Origin of the sequence: Knoellia aerolata DSM 18566, from assembly GCF_000768695.1 — a bacterium.
Lineage (GTDB): Bacteria > Actinomycetota > Actinomycetes > Actinomycetales > Dermatophilaceae > Knoellia > Knoellia aerolata.
This window is the reverse complement of sequence record NZ_AVPL01000012.1, coordinates 44,140-59,571: the sequence shown is the minus strand read 5'-3', so window position 1 is coordinate 59,571 and position 15,432 is coordinate 44,140. Positions and strand designations below refer to the sequence as shown.

At 71.0% G+C, this 15,432-nt stretch carries 8 protein-coding genes; 5 read left to right on the top strand and 3 right to left on the bottom strand.

Features of this window, described 5'->3' with window-relative positions; all coding sequences use genetic code 11:
- Positions 1-19: 19 nt before the first annotated feature.
- Entirely contained in the window at positions 20-685 is a 666-nt protein-coding gene (locus N801_RS06850; RefSeq protein WP_052112705.1) for a TetR/AcrR family transcriptional regulator, read from the bottom strand.
- Between the two features lie 61 nt (positions 686-746).
- Between N801_RS06850 and N801_RS06845 the strand changes: the two genes are divergently transcribed.
- From N801_RS06845 to N801_RS06825, 5 genes are read left to right on the top strand one after another with little or no spacing between them, the layout of a single operon-like run.
- Entirely contained in the window at positions 747-1,343 is a 597-nt protein-coding gene (locus N801_RS06845) for a class I SAM-dependent methyltransferase (protein ID WP_035935322.1), read from the top strand.
- A gap of 60 nt (positions 1,344-1,403) precedes the next feature.
- On the top strand, positions 1,404-2,993 hold the full coding sequence (locus N801_RS06840) for a TIGR02677 family protein (protein ID WP_169744220.1): 1,590 nt from the start codon (positions 1,404-1,406) through the stop codon (positions 2,991-2,993).
- Positions 2,990-4,213 carry a TIGR02678 family protein gene (locus N801_RS06835; RefSeq protein ID WP_052112703.1) on the top strand — a complete coding sequence of 408 codons (1,224 nt, stop codon included), beginning with the start codon at positions 2,990-2,992 and terminating at the stop codon, positions 4,211-4,213. The genes N801_RS06840 and N801_RS06835 overlap by 4 nt, the downstream gene beginning before the upstream one ends.
- Before the next feature lie 5 nt (positions 4,214-4,218).
- A complete protein-coding gene (locus N801_RS06830) occupies positions 4,219-8,328 on the top strand; it encodes a TIGR02680 family protein (RefSeq protein WP_035935320.1) in 4,110 nt (1,369 codons plus the stop codon).
- Positions 8,329-8,330: 2 nt separating this feature from the next.
- A complete protein-coding gene (locus N801_RS06825; RefSeq protein WP_084108423.1) occupies positions 8,331-9,617 on the top strand; it encodes a TIGR02679 family protein in 1,287 nt (428 codons plus the stop codon).
- 56 nt (positions 9,618-9,673) lie between these two features.
- Here N801_RS06825 and N801_RS06820 read toward each other — a convergent pair whose 3' ends face one another.
- Together N801_RS06820 and N801_RS06815 are read right to left on the bottom strand one after the other, a co-directional pair.
- The gene (locus N801_RS06820) at positions 9,674-12,817 is read right to left on the bottom strand and encodes an ExeM/NucH family extracellular endonuclease (protein ID WP_052112702.1); all 3,144 of its coding nucleotides are present in this window, start codon (positions 12,815-12,817) and stop codon (positions 9,674-9,676) included.
- Positions 12,818-13,000: 183 nt separating this feature from the next.
- Positions 13,001-15,280 (bottom strand): helicase-associated domain-containing protein, encoded by a 2,280-nt coding sequence (locus tag N801_RS06815; RefSeq protein WP_035935317.1) that lies wholly within the window; start codon positions 15,278-15,280, stop codon positions 13,001-13,003.
- Positions 15,281-15,432: the final 152 nt, after the last annotated feature.

The window sequence follows — 15,432 nt, the reverse complement described above, 5'->3', positions numbered from 1 at the left end:
GCGGTGGTGTCGCACCCTCTCAGGTGTCGTGGTGTCGCGCCGGAGGCAGGAGTGTGGCTTCGAGGGTGTGCTGCACCCAGTGCACGAACCGGTCCTCGTCCCACCCGAGCTCGTCGACCAGCATGCGATGCATGGCAGGCCCGGTCAGGGCCCACACGGTCGCAGCGCCCTCCTCGACGGTCAGCCCCTCGCGGAGGGGACCGTTGCGGGCCACCCACTCCACGAACCGGGTGAGGTTCGCAAGACGCGTCTGGTGCATCTGGCGGTGCTTCTCGGCGATCTCAGGATCGACGAGCGCCGCCGACATCATGACGTCGTCGATGGGTCGGGCCGCGTTGGAGCGAGGGACGATGTCCCGGGCGAACATGGCGATCTGGCGCCGCTGGTCGGTCTCGGCCTCCACGGCTCTTGGCCCCTCCTGGTCGAGGACCCGGGGACTGTCGGGCTCGCCCGTGACGGCGTAGTTGAGGACCTCGATGAGCAGTCGGCGCTTCGTCGAGAACAGGAGGTAGACGAGGTCCTCACTCACCCCGGCCTCGCCGGCGATGGACGCGACCGAGGTGCCGGGATAGCCCTGTGCCACAAAGAGCTTCGTCGCCGCATGCAGGATGGCCACCCGGTTCGCCCGTGCCTTCGCATCGCGGGCCGCGGAGCGGTAGGGACGCCTCTTGACAGGTTCGCTCATCGGGGGGGACTCTAGTCAGAGATTCATTCGGGTGCCACCCGAACCAATTGAAGGAGATGCCATGAGCGTCGGGTACGCGGTCGCCTACCGTCTGGGAATCCGCCCGTGGGAACGAGCGGGATCGGCGGCGCAGGCGAGCTTCGATGCACTGCTCGACCGCGAGGAGGCGGAGCGCCCGCGCCCACCCGGTCGCGCGCTGGACCTCGGGTGCGGCCGGGGACACAACACGGTGACGCTGGCTGGGCGCGGTTGGGACGCCGTCGGGGTCGACAACATCCAGCGAGCTCTCGACGATGCCCGTGCGAGCGCGCCCGCAGGCGCGAAGTTCGTCCAAGGGGACGTCACCGCACTCAGCACGTCCACGTTGGGAACGTTCGACTTCTTCCTCGACGTCGGCTGTTTCCACGGCTTGTCGAAGGAGCAACAGGCCGCAGAGGCCCGTGGGGTCACGTCGCTGGCGAACCCCGGAGCCACGCTGCTCATGGTCGCGTTCAGCCCGCACGGACTGCCCTTGCTCCCGTCGGGTGTCACCTCCGAGGACGTCGCCACTGCGTACGCAGGTTGGGCCATCGAGTCGGTCGAGCCGGCCGACACGACCGGGATGCCCAAGCCGTTGAGGCGCACCGCCCCGCAGTGGTATCGCCTGCGCCTGACGTGATCGCGGGTGACCCCGGACGCGTGATCGCGGCCGACGGTGCCCCGACCTAGCATGGCCGTCATGTCCCAGCCGTCCGGAACCGCGCCCGTCGATCGCGTCAGGCTCGAGGCGCTGCGGTATGCCGTCAACGACGAGGCCGTTCAGTACGTTGCCATCATGCGGCAGTTCACCTCGGGTCTGTCCGGTCTGCTCTCCGACCAGTCGGCAGCCGAGGTGACGACCCGGCTGTCCGAGGACGGCATCGAGCTCGACGACGACACCGTCGAGGCCCGCCTGTCCTACCTCGTCGAGCACGGCAACCTGGCGCGCAGCCCCCGCGAGACCGAGGCCCGGAGCCTGGCCGACTACCTGCGCAACCGGGCCCGCTACCAGCTCACCCAGCGTGGTGAGCTCGTCCACCGACAGGTGGAGGAGCTGCTCGGTCACTCGGAGTCGGCGCGAGAGGTGAGCAGCGAGATGCTCGGCGGCATCCTGGCGGGTCTGACGACTCTCAGCCGCCACGACCGTGACTCGATCGGGCGCGCAGACCCCGAGGCGCTCGCCCGCGACATCGGCACCGTCTTCGCCCAGTTCGACCGGCTCGTCCACAGCACCCGCGAGTTCTACGCCTACCTCACGCAGGTGCTCACCCGCTACGACCTCGACCGCGACGAGTTCCAGGCGTTCAAGACCGCCCTCGTCGACTACCTCCAGCGATTCGTCGACGAGGTGCAGCGGCACATGCCCCAGATCGCCGACACGTATGCGTCGGTTGCGCCGCTCATCCCCGCCCTGTGCGAGCGAGCCAACTCCGGCCAGAGGCTCCTCGACCTCGACGGCACCACCGCCCGCCGCGCGACCGGCCTGTCACCCGAGGACTGGCCGAGCCTGCACGCGTGGTTCGCCGGTGGTGGTGGACGCAGCAGTGACGCCGACGTCGTGCGCCAGCTCGCGACGCAGGCCATGCGGTCGCTGCTCGCCAACCTGCGCCGGATCGCCAGCAGCGCCGATCGCGAGCACGGCCGCTACGCCGACCTCGTGCGACTGGCGGGGTGGTTCGACACCTCCGCCGACGACGCTGCGCACGCCCTGTGGGCGACGGCCTTCGGTCTCCACCCCTGCCGGCACCTGTCCTTCGTCGCCGACGACCCCGAGCGCCCCGTGTCGCCGACAACGTCGTGGTGGGTGGCTCCTTCTGCCGAGGTGCCACTCATGCTGCGACGCTCGGGCCTGCGCAGCGTCCACGGCCGACCGTCACGCACCGTGGACTACTCGGCGGCGAAGGCAGCACGGGTGTCCGAGCGCGCGGAGTCCGAGCGTGGTCGCGCCGCTGCTCTGGCCGAGCTCGCGAGCCTGCGGGGCCGCATCGACGGCGTGCGACTCAGCGAGGCGGCACGCACCGAGCTGCTCGAGGTGTATGCCGCGTGCCTGGCCCAGGGGGGCGGCTCGCCGAGCGCTCAGGGGCCGTTGACCGCGCCGATCCCGCACTCCGACCACGAGCTCGTCATCGAGGACGCACCGGGGGAGCGGTCGGTGCTGCACGGGCCGAGTGGTCGCCTCGAGTTCGTCGACCGGGCCCTCTCCGTGCGTCGCGTCGGGGAGGCATCGGGCGAAGCATCTGGCGCGCCCACTGCTGCACGCGAGGTCAGTCGCGTCGGGGGCGCTTCGTGACACCCACGACCGTCGAGCGTCCGCGTCTCGCCGACGACCCCATCGAGGTGGCTCAGCGGGTCGAAGCCGCCAGACAGCTGCTCCTCCATCCCTTGATGGCCGCCACCGAGGCGAACCGCTCGACCCTGCGACTCATCCGGCGTCACCAGGCCGAGCTCACCCGCCTTTTCGCCGACGGCGCCGGCTACCGGCTGCACGTCGACCCCAACGGCGCCCGACTCTTCAAGGCCGGGCTCGGCCGCGACTCCACGCGACCGCTGCGGCGGCGCTCGGGTACCCCGTTCACCCCTCGGGCCTATGCGCTCCTCGCCCTTGTCCTCGCCGCGCTGACCCGTTCCAAGTCCCAGCTGCTCGTCGACGAGCTCGTGGCCCAAGTTCGCTCAACGGCGGTCGACGCCGGGATCGACCTCGACCTCGACGGCATCACCGACCGCCGGGCCCTCAACGCCGCCCTGCTCGCGCTCGTCGACCTCGGGATCCTCGTCGAGCGCGACGGCGACCTCGACCACTGGGCCGAGAAGCGCACCCAGTCGCTCCTCGACGTCCGGCGTGAGCTGCTCAGCCTCATGGTGGCGGCACCCCTGTCGTCAGCGACGAGCGCAGGAGACCTACTCGACCGAGCAGCCCTTCCCTCGGCCGTCGGCGGTGCCCGGATCGCCGTGCGCAGACGACTGCTGGAGTCGCCCATCCTCACCGTCGACGACCTCACCGAGGATCAGTCGGAGTGGTGGCGACGCAACCGCAACCGTGAGAGCGAATGGTTCCGCGACCACTTCGGACTGGAGGTCGAGCTGCGTGCCGAGGGTGCCCTGGCCGTCGACCCCGACGACGAGCTGACCGACGTGTCCTTCCCGGGGCGTGGCTCGACCAGGCATCTGGCCCTGCTCGTCCTCGAGGCGCTCACCGAGCAGGCACCCGCGGTGACGTCACCCGGCAAGGCCTGGCACGGCATACCCATCGACAGTGCACGCGTGATGGCGCGCGGGATCGTGAGCCGGTGGGCCGAGGTCCTGCGACGCGACCAGCGCGAGGCGCCGGACGCCGCGGTCGACGAGGCCTTCGCACTGCTCGAGTCGATGGGCCTCCTGCGCCGCAGCGACGATCCGAGATCGATGGAGGTGCACGCGGCGGCGTCCCGCTACGCGCCCGCGCCCGTCATCGTCGAGAAGTCCAGCACGGGAGAGCTCTCCCTCTTCGACACCCAGGACGAGGACGACTGACGGTCATGACTGATCCGAACCGGTTCCGGTTGGCCCGCGGCGGCGTCGTCAACGTGTGGCAGTACGACCGGCAGGTCTTCGACTTCGCCGACGGTCGGCTGCTGCTGCGCGGTGCCAACGGCGCGGGCAAGTCCAAAACGATGGAGATGCTGCTCCCGTTCGCCATCGACGGCGACAAGACCCGGCTCACCGCCTCGGGTCGCCACCACACGAGCCTTCTCTGGCTGCTCCTCGACGGCTACGACGGGCAGGCGCGCACCGGCTACGTGTGGGTGGAGTTCTCGCGGATCCGTGAGGATGGGAAACCCGAGTCCGTGACCTGCGGAGTGGGTCTGCGGGCGACGCAGTCGGCGCGCGCCGCAACGGCGTGGTTCTTCATCTCGCCCCTGAGGGTCGGCGACGGACTCGAGCTCGAAGGTGAGAGCGGGCCCCTCAGCAAGGCGCAGCTCGAGGCCGCCGTCACGGCCGACGGCCGCGGGCACGTCTTCGACTCGGCGGTGCGCTACCGCGAGCACGTCGGCCAGGCCCTGTTCGGTCTGGCCAGTGACCAGTACGACGACCTCCTGCGCCTCATCTACTGGCTGCGCCAGCCCCAGGTCGGCGAGGACATCGACCCCAAGCGGCTGGCCGAGCAGCTCGTCAACGCGCTGCCGCAGCTCGACGACACCGCGCTGCGGGCGGCGGGTGACACCTTCGACGAGCTCGAGGCGTTCGGAGAGGAGATCGAGCGCCGCTCCCGTGCCGCGTCGGCGCTGACGGGCTTCGTCGACACGTATGCCGGCTACGCACGTGCCGCTGTCGCCGACCGGGCCGCGCGAGTCGTGGACGCTGCCGACCAGGTCCGAAGGGTGAACACTTTGCTGCGTAATGCGCGGCGAGAGGGCAGCGAGGTCAGTGACGCGCTTACCGTCGCGGAGGCCGAGCTGACCCGGGCTGAGCAGGCCGGCGCTGCTGCCCGCAACGAGATCGGTGCGCTCGAGAGCGGGCCGGAAGCACGCTCCCGTCTGCGCCTGCTCGAGATGGGCAAGCGCGTCGAGGAACGCGCGGCCGCCGCGGAGGTCGCCGTGCGGCGCCGCGACGATGCGCAGCACAGGGCCCGGCGCTCCGCGGACTCCGCGGCCGAGGACGGCAACGCCGTGGCGCGCGGGTCGGGGGAGATGGCGGCGGCGGTGATCGAGCACGTCGGCACCCTCGGAACGGCCGGGGTGGCCGTCGACACCACGATCCACTCGGTCGCTGCGACGTTGGCGGACGGGCGCGGCTCGCTGACGTGGGAGGACTCCGCGGCAGGGGCGCCCCTCGCCGCCGGGCTGGAGCGGGTGCTGGGCTGGCTCCGCGAGACGCAGACCGCGGTCGGCCAACGTCAGGCTGCGGTTCGGGTCGTGCGCGAGGGACTGCGAGAAGCCGACGAGGCGCGGCAGGACGCCGAGCGGAGCACCACGATCGAGGAGCTGGCCCAGTCGCGTGCCGATGCCGCGAGGGAGTCGGTCGAGGAGGCGGTCGGCGAGCGGGACGGCGTCGAGGAGGCACTGCTCCATGCCCTGTCCACGTGGCAGCAGGCCCCCGTCGCGGAGGCCTTCACCCTCCCCCTGCTCGACCTCGAGGGGCTTGGCCGACTCGAGGGTCTGGCTCGGGCGGCGGTGGCGGGGCGCGTGGATGCGCTCTCCCTGACTCGCGGCCGGGCCGTGACTCGGGCGGCAGAAGCCACCCAGCTCATCGCGACTCTCGAGCGTCAGCGTGCCGAGGTCGAGGCGCAGACCGACCCCCAGCCGGCTGCGCCGGGCTTCGTGCGCGAGCGAAGCGGCGAGGAGTCGGGGGCGCCCTTCTGGCAGCTCGTGGACTTCCGCGCCGACGTGTCGGCTGGGGATCGGGCCGGTGTCGAAGCGGCGCTGGAGGGCGCGGGCCTTCTCGACGCCTGGGTCACGCCCGACGGTGTCGTCGACGGGGATCGGCTCGACGTTCACGCGTTCGCCGGTGCGGAGGACGGGCAGGCTAGGCCGTGGGCGCAGGACTCAGTGACCCTGGCCTCAGTGCTCCAGCCGGACCGTGGCGGGAACGACGCGCTGGCGGTGGCGTCCGACGTCGTCGAGCGGGTCCTGACGGCGGTGCGGGTCTCCGAGCCGGGTGACGGTGCGGTACACGTGGCTGGCCTCGCGGTCGGACGCGACGGCCAGTGGCGATCGGGGCCGGTGCACGGCCGCACCACCAAGGACACCGCCCAGTTCATCGGCGCGACGGCACGCGCTGCCGAGCGCGCCCGTCGGCTCGCCGTTCTCGGCGAGGAGATCCGGGCCACCGTCGCCGTCGTCGACGCGGCGGAGGCCGAGTCCGCCGCGGCTGCTGCAGCCCTCGGTGAGGTCGAACGCTGGCTGGGTGCCCGCCCACCCCACGACGAGGTGGTGCGGGCCTGGGCGACCGTCGATCATCGGCGCGAGGTGCTGCACCGCGCAGAGGTCGAGCAGGTCGAGGCGACCCGCCACGCACATGACGCGCGTGCGCTCGCGGCGAAACGGCATACCCAGCTGGTCGCCCTGAGCGAGAGGCATGATGTCCCCGCCACGTGGGAGGGGCTCGATGCACTCACCGAGCGTCTGGACCGCGCGGCGCGCGACCTCGAAGGCCGCGGCCGCGACGTTCGCGCCGTCAGGGACGGCCTCGGGCGTTGGCTCAGGGCAGCTGCGCTCGCGCGCGAGGACGCAGCGGCGGTGACGCACGAGAGCGACGTGGCCACGGCAGCGGAGGGCGAGGCCCGGGACCTGGCCGGTCAGCACCTGGCGCTTCTGGACGCCGAGGGCGCGTCGGTGCGCGAGCTCGAGAGCAAGCTCGAGGCGGCGCGGCAGGCGGAGAAGGACGCCCTGGCCCGGGCGAAGGAGAACCGGAACGATCGTGACGGCCTCATCGGTCGTCAGGCCACCCTGGTCGAGCGGGCGGAGTCGCTGCAACACCGACTGGACGAGGTGGAGCCGGCACTCGACCGGGCCCGGGCGGCGCTGGGGCAGCTCGACGGGCTGCCCGGCGTCGTGGCAGCCACGGCCGAGCCCGGCGATGTCGACGATGCTGACCACGCCGACGATGCAGAGTCCGCGGGGCTGGTGCTGGGCGCACTCGACGACGTTCGGCTGCGCGAGCTGGCGGGGCGATGGTCCTCCGGTGGCGCCGTGGAGGCACGCACCAACGCGGTGCTGCAGGCGGTCAGTGCACTGCAGGCAGGGGACGCGGCGATCCACGAACCGCGCGTCGTCGACCACGAGGGTGTGCTCGTGGCCCTCGGGCGAGACGAAGCCGGCGAGCACTCAGTGGCGGCCCTGGCGCGGCGCCTCACCGCTGCCGTCACTCGCGACCGTGACCTGCTCAGCGAGCGGGAACGCAAGGTCTTCGAGGACCATGTGCTCGGGCAGCTCGGCGACGCCCTGCGCCACGTGCGGATGCGTGCCGACGAGCTGGTCCAGAGCATGAACGAGCAGCTGCGTGACGTCACGACGTCGCAGGGGATCAAGGTGCGGCTGCGCTGGAAGCAGCGCGACGACCTCCCAGCCGAGGCCGGACGCACACTGACGCTGCTCGGGTCTCCCCTCGGTGCCCTGCTCCCGGGGGAGAGGGCCCAGCTCCAGGAGAGCCTGCACCGTCTCATCTCCGTGTCCCGCGCGGAGTCGCCGGAGGAGCCGTACGCCGTGCACCTTGCTCGAGCCTTGGACTACCGGCAGTGGAACCGGTTCTCCGTCCAGTACCACCGGCCGGAGGCCGGTGACTGGCGCAACCTCGAGCGCCGCACGGCGCTGTCCCAGGGCGAGCAGAAGGTGCTCTGCTACCTGCCGCTCTTCGCCGCGGCCGCCGCACACTTCACGTCCGTTGCGGGTGCTGCGCCGCACGCACCACGCTTCATCCTGCTCGACGACGCCTTCCCCAAGATCGACGTGCGGACCCATCCGCTGCTGTTCGGGTTGCTCGTCGACCTCGACCTCGACTTCGTCATCACGAGTGAACGCCTGTGGGGGACGCACTCGACAGTGCCGCAGCTGGCCATCTATGAGGCCCTGCGGAGTCCCGGCGATCGGGGGATCGCGCAGTACCAGCATCGCTGGGACGGGCGTCAGCTCACTGCCGTGGGTGCGTGACGATGGCCCGGTCCTTGGGCGAGTCCTCGTGGTGGTCTGGGGACCCCCTTGAGGGCGTGTGGCTGCGCATCGCAGACCGGTTGGAGCGCAACGGAATGCGCGCCGAAGGCCGTATCCGGGTGACGGACCTCGACCGACGCGAACGGCACGCGGTGGGCGACCTGCTGGGGCGAACGGTGGCCGCGTCGCAGGTGACGGTGGACCTCGCCGAGCTCGACGAGCGGATGCGCCTGCGCGCCGGGGTGGGGATCGTCGAGGCCGCCGAGACCGTCGTGGGGCGGGCACTCGTCGACCGGCGGGCCCGGGCGGCGCGGCTGGCAGAGCGACGGGCCGAACCGGCGGAGGCCGCGCGATGCTGGGTCGAGGACCACCGGGACGTCGACTGGCCGTGGCTCGAGAAGTGGTTGGTGGCGATGCGCTCGGACGGGGTGCTCGGCCGGGAGCCGCACCCCGCGGCTCTCGTGACCGCGGCCCTCGAGGTGTTGGACCACCGTCGGGCCTTCCTCCCACAGGGAGAGGCGGGGTCCTCGGGTGCTCGGGAGGTGGCCGCTCCGGTGGCCCGTTCGGCGCTCGCGGCTGCCGTCTGCCATGACGCCCATGCCCTCGACGACGATCGCCGCCTGGCCAGCGCCGTCCTTCGAGCGGTCGCATCAGCAACTGGATCCGTGCCACCCACCGATGCGCGCGACCGGCGCGAGCTCTGGGACCGCCTCGGCGTCGTGACCGATCTCGTGTCGTCGACCTGCTTGGTCTGGGGGCTGGCCGTGGAGGTCGGCGGGAAACGGGGCGGTCCTCGGCCTCTCGACACAGCGAAGCCCACGCACGTGACGTGGTGGGACGTGAAGTCCGGGATGCGGGTCTCGCCGGCGGGCAGAGTCCTGGTCTGCGAGAACCCGAGCGTTCTCGAGGCGATCGCCACGGCCGAGCTGGACGTTGCCGTCATCTGCACGAGCGGGCGACCGAACCTCGTGACTGCGCAGGTGCTCGCGCACGTCGCCGAGTCGACGGCACCGATGATCTACCACGGCGACTTCGACTGGCCGGGGCTCGCGATGGCCACCGACGCCCTGCGTCGGTACGGCGCGCAGCCCTGGCTGATGGGGGCCGAGGACTACCAGGGCGTGCCCGGATCCCTGTCGCTCAAGGGTTCGCCGGTCGAGTCACCATGGGACCCCGAGCTGGCCGCTGCGATGCGGCGGCGGGACGTGGCCGTTCACGAGGAGGCCGTCCTGGATCGCATCCTCGCCGAGCTGCGCACCGGCTGGCGGACGGCATACGGAAAGGCCTGAAACGGCACGACGCGCCGCCCCTTGGTGAAGCGACGCGTCGTTGGTTCGGTTCAGGTCTACGGACGCACCCGGATGGTCACCGTCGTGCTGCTGACGTTTCCGCTCGGGTCCGTCGCCTCGAAGGTGACGGTGTAGACGGCACCCTGTCTGGCGCGCACCTCGACCTCGTCGTCGGAGACCTCCCGAATCTCGGCCCTGTGGCCCGTCGCCGCGACGTCGGTGATCTCGACCGTGACCTCGCCGCCCGAGTTGTCGGTGGCCACGATGTCGAACGTCACCGGCACCCACCTGTTGTTCGGCGGGAAGACGGTACTCGGCGAGGCGGTGACGTTGAGTTCCGGCGCCGTCTCGTCGAGGTCGAGGCCGATGATCACCGGGTCATGGTCGCTCGAGCGCCACGGGTCGGGCGCGTAGAGCGCGTCCTGTGCCGGCTTCTTGAACGTCATGTCGTAGTCGATCAGACTCGGCTCGTCGGAGTTGATGTGCCAGGCGCCGGCACCCGTGACGTTGTCAAGGAGCCCGGTGTTCGCCATCGCATAGTCGAGGTAGCCGAGCTGGCCGTCGAAGACGTAGGAGTACGCGTTCTCGCCCTGGTACTCGAAGAGCAGGTCCGAGTAGCCGGCCGCGCGGAGCGTGTCGATCGGGGCCTCCTTGTCGTAGGAGTTGAGGTCGCCGATGATCAGCTCGTTGCCGGCTCCCTGACCCGTCGGGTCAGTGGCCAGCCACTTCGCCAGCGCGGCTGCGGCCTTGGTCCGGGTGATGTTGCAGTTGCCCGCGCCGTCTCCCGTGTCGGGGTCGCCCGCGCAGGCCGAGCCCTTCGACTTGAGGTGGTTCACGACGACCGTGACCTCACCATCGGTCTGCAGGTCGGTGAAGGTCTGCGCGAGTGCCGGACGGTTGAAGTCGGTGTCGAAGTCCGGGTCGACACTGGAGTCGAGCACGGCGTGGTCACCGACGGGGGCCACCTCAGCGGGCTTGTAGATGAGCGCCGTGGTGATGACGTCGGTTCCGAGCTGGCCGGTCTCGATGACTGCGTACGTCCCGGCGCCGACGACCTCGTTGAGTGCTGCCACGAGGGTCTTCAGTGGGGTGTCGTCGGCGCTGTTCTCGATCTCGATGAGGCCGAAGATGTCGGCGTCGATCTCCGCGAGGGCCGCGACGATCTTCGCTTCCTGGCGCTCGAACTCGACGGCGTCGTTTGCACCTCGCGAGTTGAGCGTCGTGAAGTAGTTCAGGACGTTGAAGCTCGACACCGTCGTGGTGCCGCCGACCTCGGGCACGCCCTCGGCAGCGCGCGGGTCCACGGACTGGTAGTCGGCGTCCTGGGTCGGCTGCACCGCCCACGTGTCGAAGCGGTAGTCGAGCACTCCGGTCGCGTTCGTCACGAGGTCGCCCCCCCGGAACGAGTTCGCGAGGGTGAACTCGTCACCGTTGGGGTGCAGCGCCGGGTCGGGGTTCTCCTGGCTGCGCGCGTCGTCGAGGGTGATCGTGTCCCTGGCGTTGGCGGCTGCGAGAGCGATGGCTTCCGGTCCCGGCTCGACCACCGCGGTGGGCGTCATGTGACGCTCGGTGCCGAGCGTGACGGTGCCGAAGCGGCCGAACTCGAAGAACTCCAGGATCGAGAGGGACTGCGGCAGCGTCACGCGCATTCCCTCGAGCGGCTCGTAGTCCGCAGCGTCCATCGGGAGCGTGATCTCGGTCGGGGCCGGCAGGGTGACGTCGCTGGCGCACACGGACGCGGCGGTCGCGGTGACCTCGGTCATGCCGAAGAACTCACTCACCGTGCCGAGCACGTGGACCTCGTCGCCCAGGCTGACGTCGACGCCGCCGGGCGCGAAGACGAAGATTCCGTCCGAGGTCGCGTCATTGCTGTCGCCCGCATCCTGCAGGTAGTAGCCGTCGAAGCCGCCGGTCTGGAAGTCCGCGACGACGACACCCTCGATCTCGACCGTCTGGCTGGCAATTGGTGATGAGCTGCCCGGGCCCTGCACGGACCCGATGGTGACGGCGGCGGCTTCGCAGTTCGCCTCGGTCGGCGGCTCGACGACGATGGTCGTCGCGTTTTTGGCGCCGGGGGTGTTCACGGCTTCGCCGTCGACGAGCGTCCCCTCGTTGCCGGGGATGCCCGCGAGGTCGAAGTCGTTGCGCACCCAGTCCGCGGCGGCGTCCGTGTCGGTGCCGTCGGGGATACGCGATGCTCCTCCCGGAGCGAAGGCCTGGCCGTCGTACCCGACCCCGAGGGTGACGCCACCGTAGGTCCGGTCGCCGGCGCCACCGTCGTTGACTGCGACGGAGTCGACGAGGGTCGCGCCAGCGGGCAGCTCGACCGTCCCGTCGTCGTTGGCGTCCAGGTCGTCACCGACAACTCCGGCGAAGCCGGCCACGAGGAGGAGCGAGAGGGTGCCGTTCTCGAGGTCGTTGGCCGCGAGGGTCCTGAGCGAGCGACCGTCGGCGTCGGGGGCGGAGAACGTGAACACACCGTCGACCGTGCCGAACGCGGGAGCGGGGGCCGTATCACCCTCGACCTCGAGGACGGCGTAGGTCGACAGGTCCGTGCCTGCCGGCGCCAGCAGCTCCAGGTACTCCACGTCGGTGCCGGTGGTGCTGGCCGAGAACTCGTTGAGCACCGGTGTCGCGGGCTCCACGTCGCCGCAGCTGGACACGTGGGCGCCGAGCCCGTCGAAGGTGTCGGTCGCAAAGCCGGCCCACTGCGTCGCCGGGTCGAACGCGTCATTGGTCACGGTGTCACCGACACACACCGTGGCCGCGCGGCGCAGGGTGTTGTCCGCTGTCGAGGTGAGGCCGGTGCCCCACTCGGTGCCCGGGTCGACTCCGACCTGGCCCAGCGAGTCGACGACGGCGGTGCCGTGCCGCAGCGTGAGGGCGTCGTCACCGTTGAACAAGCCAGCGCTGCTCGTCTGGTCGGCGACCGCGAGCACGGCCGGCCCGGCCGAGGCATGCGCCAGGACGAACACGTCGCCGGGAGCGACCGAACCGGTGAGGTTGATGGTCAGGCCGGCGGTGGGGGCGCCGTTGGAGAACTGCTGCAGGGAGTAGCCGCCGGCCGAGAGGTCCACGGCGGCGCCGGTCGGGTTGTAGATCTCGATCGCCTTGTTGTTCGACGAACCCTCGACGTACTCGCTGATGATCAGCTCGGTCGGCGGTTCGGCGGCGTTGGCCGGGCCTGCGTGCACCCCCATGGCGAGCAGTCCCGAAGCAGCGAGGGTGGCAGTGACACGAGCGACAGAGCGATGCATCGGAGGACTCCCCGTTCCACAGCACGGTGCCGCCGTTGGCTCCGAGACGTCGAACCCTACGGGAGTGCGAGTTCCTCCGGAAGGGTCACTTCGCAGAAGCCGGAACGCCGGCGGACGGTCGGGCCCCTACCGTCCCGCGAGCCGGGCAGCGGCGACCTCCGGAGTCTCCGGTTCATGGCGAGCCGGGTGCGCGGGAAGGAGCGCATCGAGATCCATGACGTCCTCCGCCGCCAGACGCCGGAGCATCGCGTCGAGCTCCTGCCTCGGGTTTGCGCCCGGGCGATCATTCGTGCCTTCAACGGACTCATCCGTCCCGTTGCCCGGGCCGGCCCCTGCCATGGGCAGATAGCCGGCGGCACGCAACGCCTTGAGCACCTCGCCGCTGGCCACCGTGGCAACCGCGACGGTCGGGACCACCGACAGCAGGCCCAGCTTGCGCAGCTTGCGGTCGGCCACGATCTGGGCGAGCAGCTCGACGTCCTCACTGCGCAGCACGGCGCGACCGTCGAACACCCGGACGGAGCCGTGACGCCGGCTCACGTCGGCCAGCAGGTAGGTCAAGGGTTGGGGAAGCGTCCCCCGTGACACTGCGGACAGTCGGGTCTCGAGGTCCTCCGCGCGCGCCCCGGCGTCGAGAGCGCGCCGTACCGACGCCGTCGAGAACCGCCACGTCGCGGCCCCGCCACGCCCTTCACGGTCGGCACACGAGTCGAGCAGCGCACTGAGCTCCCCGGTCGGCGGGCCGGTGACGACAGCGGTCAGGTCGGAGCCGAACGTCGCTTGTGCCACGGGCTGCGGCAGGAGCGAACCGACCAGTCGGACGAGGCCGGTCTCCGCGTCCTGCGGCCCATTCTGAGTCCCGTCCGGCGAACCGCCGGTCGGGGCACCGAAGAGCTCGCGCAGCACCGCCGTGGCTGCGCCATGAGCAACAAGGCCGAGCATCCGCGCCTCCTCGGCGATGACGCCGAGCGAGGGTTCCACCTCGACGAGCCACAGGGGATCGGGCAACGTCCTCGTCACGGTTCGACCCCACCTGTGCCGGTAGGTTGCGGAGCTCACCTCCTCGACGACGAGCGCGCGGTGCTCGAAGTGGTCCAGCGGCCGCAGCCACGTCATCAGCTCGCCCATCGCCGAGTCGGTGACGCCTTGGCCATCCGCGATGCGAAGCCACTCGGCCAGGGTCGACATGCGGGCATCGGTGCACCGGTCGCAGGCGCGCTCCGAATCGCCGACGGCAAGTGCCGAACCGTCGAGCCCTCGGGCCAGGGTCGGCGACCAGCCCAGGAAGGGCCATGCCCTCAGGAGGGTGACCGTCCGAGTGCCGGCGTCGAGATCACGCCACTCGCGTGTGGACTCTCCCCACGCATAGCCGGTGTGGTCCCACACGAGCAGCTGCGCGGCATACGCAAGGTCGAGAACGAGCCGCACCATCTGCGACTCGATGCGGCACACCTTGCCGACCCGGCTCACCTCCCGGGCGCCGATGCCCCCGTGACGCAGCGGCGTGAGCGGTCGGTCGCGGACGTGGTCCAGAATCGTGATGCTCGCCTCGGCGAAGGTCTGCAGCGCCGCCGCCGACTCGCGCGCCACCATGTGAGGGCTCGCCTCGCTCGTCGGAGGGACCGGCTCGTGGCGGTCGAAGGGGAGTCCATGCCCCCGCAGGACGACCACCACCTCGGCGGGGACCGAGAACTCGTAAGGCGTGTATCCGGTCAACACGATGCCGGCCTCTGCGCCCGCCCGCACCGCATCGGCAAGCCCCGTGAGGCGTCGGCGGTGGAGCGCGGGGTCGGACTCTGCGTCGTGCGAGTCGATCTCGGCAAGCAGCGCGTCGCGCTGCTCGTCGGTGAGCCGACCGACGCGCTCGCGCACCGCAACCGGGTCACCGAAGGCTGCCCCGAGGCGGTCGACGAGCTCCGCCTTGGTCCCGTTCCAGGGCAGCCGCCAGATCTGGAGTATCAACCTGAGGACCGCCACGGTGAGGGCGTCGAGAAGTCGCCTCGAGGGGGTGCCCGTGCCCTCCGGCAATGCAAGGACGTCGCTGATGCCCGGTGCCGCGTGGACGTGCTGCTCGTCGAGCCACACGAGCGCCGACGCCTCGAGCACGCGGCACCAGTGACCCACCTTGGTGAGGTGGTCGGCCGGGCTGGGCCCGGCGTCGAGCATGGCGGCGATCCTCGCGAGCGGCGCATCGCCACCCAGGATGAGCAGGGCGGTGAGGACCTGCAGTGCCGGTTTGGGGCTGGCGACGAGCGCGGACGCCAGGCTGCGGCGAGTGGCCAGCCGCCTGGCGACGGCCGTGAGATCGTCGGGAGGAGTTCCGTGCAGGACGTCCGCTCGGTTGCCCAGCACCGTCGCGAGGTCACGCTGGTCCAGGCGCGCGAGCCAGCTCACGAAGGCGTTCATGGTGGCCATCCTGCCCGCCGTGTCCGCCAGATCGCGTCACGGTGTCGCCGCCTCGAACATCGCCTTCCGAGCCCGGCGCAGCAGCCGCAGGGGCGGCCGGTGCTGAGTGCGACGCGAGAGGCGACCGAGGCCTTGGAGCGGTCCTCGGTTCA

Excerpts from the sequence above, each read along its gene's own strand:
- N801_RS06815 (WP_035935317.1), bottom strand. The coding sequence starts at position 15,280 with ATGAACGCCTTCGTGAGCTGGCTCGCGCGCCTGGACCAGCGTGACCTC.
- N801_RS06830 (WP_035935320.1), top strand. The coding sequence starts at position 4,219 with ATGACTGATCCGAACCGGTTCCGGTTGGCCCGCGGCGGCGTCGTCAAC.
- N801_RS06820 (WP_052112702.1), bottom strand. The coding sequence starts at position 12,817 with ATGGGGGTGCACGCAGGCCCGGCCAACGCCGCCGAACCGCCGACCGAG.
- N801_RS06850 (WP_052112705.1), bottom strand. The coding sequence starts at position 685 with ATGAGCGAACCTGTCAAGAGGCGTCCCTACCGCTCCGCGGCCCGCGAT.
- N801_RS06840 (WP_169744220.1), top strand. The coding sequence starts at position 1,404 with ATGTCCCAGCCGTCCGGAACCGCGCCCGTCGATCGCGTCAGGCTCGAG.
- N801_RS06825 (WP_084108423.1), top strand. The coding sequence starts at position 8,331 with ATGGCCCGGTCCTTGGGCGAGTCCTCGTGGTGGTCTGGGGACCCCCTT.
- N801_RS06845 (WP_035935322.1), top strand. The coding sequence starts at position 747 with ATGAGCGTCGGGTACGCGGTCGCCTACCGTCTGGGAATCCGCCCGTGG.